Below are 2,836 nucleotides of genomic sequence, written 5' to 3' on the forward strand. Positions count from 1 at the left end.
ACAGATTTCCAATGAGGATTACTTGGCTACAAATCATAAATCATTATATGAATCAAGCATTCCTGTAATTCAAATAGAAAGGCCTGGTGAACCTGACGGTTCAATCATCAGTTGGAATTATACATTAAACCAACAATTGGCTAAAAGCAAAAAAAGCAAAAGGGCCAAGTTAGGTTTAGGCAAAAAGAATATGGTTGAATCTCTCACATTTAATTTTGAAGAATTGTTTGATGGCTTGAAGGCAGCTTTGGATTTAACTGAAATCGCGCCGGAAGATGTTGTTTCTCAATACTTGTCAAATAGTCAGGAAAGAGAGGAAGAACAGTCCATCGAAAAGCTATTGGAGTCTTATGAGGGTTATGAAACCAGCCATTATACTTATCGTAAAATCCATGGAGTCAGCGAAGGAGAGAATATTTTTATAAACGGAATAGTTGTAGGTCGTTCTGAGGCAGATTCCATTGTTCTCATTGCCCGTGATGGCATCTTAGTTGATATTCTTAATGCTACTGTGAAGTATCATGGTGTGGAGAAATTAGGTCCTGTTGATTTGGAAAGAGTGATAGTCAAAACAGGGCTTTTAAGAAAATCAGATAATGTCCATCCACGTGTTCTATCTAAAGATGATATTTCAATAAGCGATACGGAAAGAGTAATGTATTCTGAAGAGATTTCTGAAGATGACCACTCATTTAAGGTGGCTTATGTTGATCATGCAGCTTATGACATATTCAAATTCAAGGACTTTGATTTGGTTGTAACAGTAGGTGATGACACATCATTGGTTGCCTCTGATATCTTGCACCGTTTCAATATTCCGATTATAGGAATTACAGATGGTGACTTGGATAAGGTTGTTGAAAGCGGTTTTGTCAATGAAAGGTCAACAATTTTGGAAGTCGCTACAGGTTTCGATGATATTGTCGGACAATATATTCACGAAGAGCTCTTCTTTTCCAAGGATGCTTTGGAGATTCCATTCGATGAGGAAGCTGCATCTGTAGAGGAATTCAAGACAATCATGTTTAAGGTATTCAAATCTCGTGTATTGGAAAAAGCAACTGAAATCGTTCCAAGTTTTGTTGAGAAGGATTATAATTATAATGTAATCAATTCCTATCATGCAGTAGTAGATGAAAAGCCTCAAATAGATGATAACTTAGATGACTTCATAGATGGATTCGAATCTGAAAATTATAATGATGAGGAAGAGATTTACTTTGATGAGGAATATGATCCTGAATATGATGATGAATATCTTGAAGATGATGTTGGAGACATTTCCGATGCAGAACTTGAAGAGATAATTGTTGAACATGGTTCTGATGAATATGGTGACGAATATCTTGAGGATGAAATCTATTATGATGAAGTTCCTGTTGAAGAATCTGAAATTGAGTCCCCTATAGAAGAGATTTATGTGGAGCATGATGTTGCTGAATCTCCTGTTGAGGAGATTTATGTTGAGGAAGATGTTGTCGAGTCTCCTGTTGAGGAGATTTATGTTGAGGAAGATGTGGAAGAAATCATTTATGAAGATGCTCCAATCGAAGAGGTTTATCTTGATGAAGATGTAGAAGATTTACCTTCGGAAGAGCCAATTGAAGAGGAAACTCAAGAAGAATTGGAAGAAGATGATGGATGGGCAGAATATATAGAAGAAGAATTCGGAGATTCTGAAGAAAATTCTAATGATTCAGATTCAAAAGAATAAAATTAATTTTCTAAATATTTCTTTTAATAAGAATTAATTTTATTATTTTTTATTTATTTTAAATTTTTTATTTTATTAATTATTATTTTATTAAATTATTATTTATTTTAAGGTGTAATGATGGATTTTAATGAACTTGTTAAATCACTCCAAGAATTTGTAGGAGTCAGCCGTAAGAATTCTATTGAAAAGGTTACAAAAACTTTGGAAGAAGTCTATAATATTTCTGGCGAAGTCCTCCTTGATTTTGGAGATGATGCTTCAGCTATTGACATTGGAAACAATCAGGTTATATTGTTGGCTGCTGATGGGATTTGGGGTCAATTGATGAGTGTAAATCCTTATTGGGCAGGTTATTGTTCTGTGCTTGTAAATGTTAATGACATAGCTGCAATGGGTGGAAAGCCGATAGCTATGGTAAATACAATGTCTATCAATGATGATGAAATCTACGATGATCTTCTTCAAGGCATTGTTGATGGATGCAAGAAATTCAATGTTCCTATGGTTGGAGGACATCTGCACCCTGATTCCGAATTCAATTCATTGGATGTTGCAATTGCAGGAATTGCAAAGAAGGATTCATTGATTACATCTGCCGGTGCAAACGTTGGAGACAAGGTGCTTGTAGCCATTGATACAGATGGAAGGCAACATCCTCAATTTGCTCTCAACTGGGATACAACATATGAAAAGGATGAGAAATTGGTTCAAGACCAGATAATTGCCATGCAGGAAATTGCAGAAGCTCATCTACCTACAGCTGGAAAGGATATCAGCAATCCTGGAACACTTGGTACTTTGGAAATGCTCCTTGAGGCATCAGGTGTTGGTGCTTGTGTCTCTCTTGAAAAGATTCCAAGAAATCCAAATGTTGAATGGGTAGATTGGCTTAGGGCTTATCCTGGAGCAGCTTTTGTTTTAACTGCTAAAGAAGAGAATTGCCAAGAAATCATCGATACATTAAGCCCATATTCATTTGAAGTTGCTGTTGTGGGGGATGTAATCGAAGAAAAAGTGCTTTATTTGGAATATGGTGATGAAAAGGCAGTTTTATTCAGTCAAGAAAAAAATCCTGTATTGAAGATGAATGGATAATTTTTTCATTCATTTTTATCCTAT

General features: G+C 35.5%; 2 protein-coding genes. Both read left to right on the forward strand.

Annotated features, from left to right (window positions below):
• The coding region (locus ACKI67_RS09640; RefSeq protein ID WP_407463317.1) for a DUF2117 domain-containing protein at positions 1–1,714 on the forward strand (1,714 nt) is incomplete at its 5' end.
• A gap of 120 nt (positions 1,715–1,834) precedes the next feature.
• A complete protein-coding gene (locus ACKI67_RS09645; protein ID WP_407463318.1) occupies positions 1,835–2,812 on the forward strand; it encodes a methanogenesis marker 2 protein in 978 nt (325 codons plus the stop codon).
• The last annotated feature ends 24 nt before the right edge of the window (positions 2,813–2,836 follow it).

It is taken from the genome of Methanobrevibacter sp. (assembly GCF_045577275.1).
Taxonomy (GTDB): Archaea; Methanobacteriota; Methanobacteria; order Methanobacteriales; family Methanobacteriaceae; genus Methanobrevibacter.

Bases quoted from the DNA above. Each gene is read 5' to 3' on its own strand.
- ACKI67_RS09645 (WP_407463318.1), top strand. From the start codon at position 1,835: ATGGATTTTAATGAACTTGTTAAATCACTCCAAGAATTTGTAGGAGTC.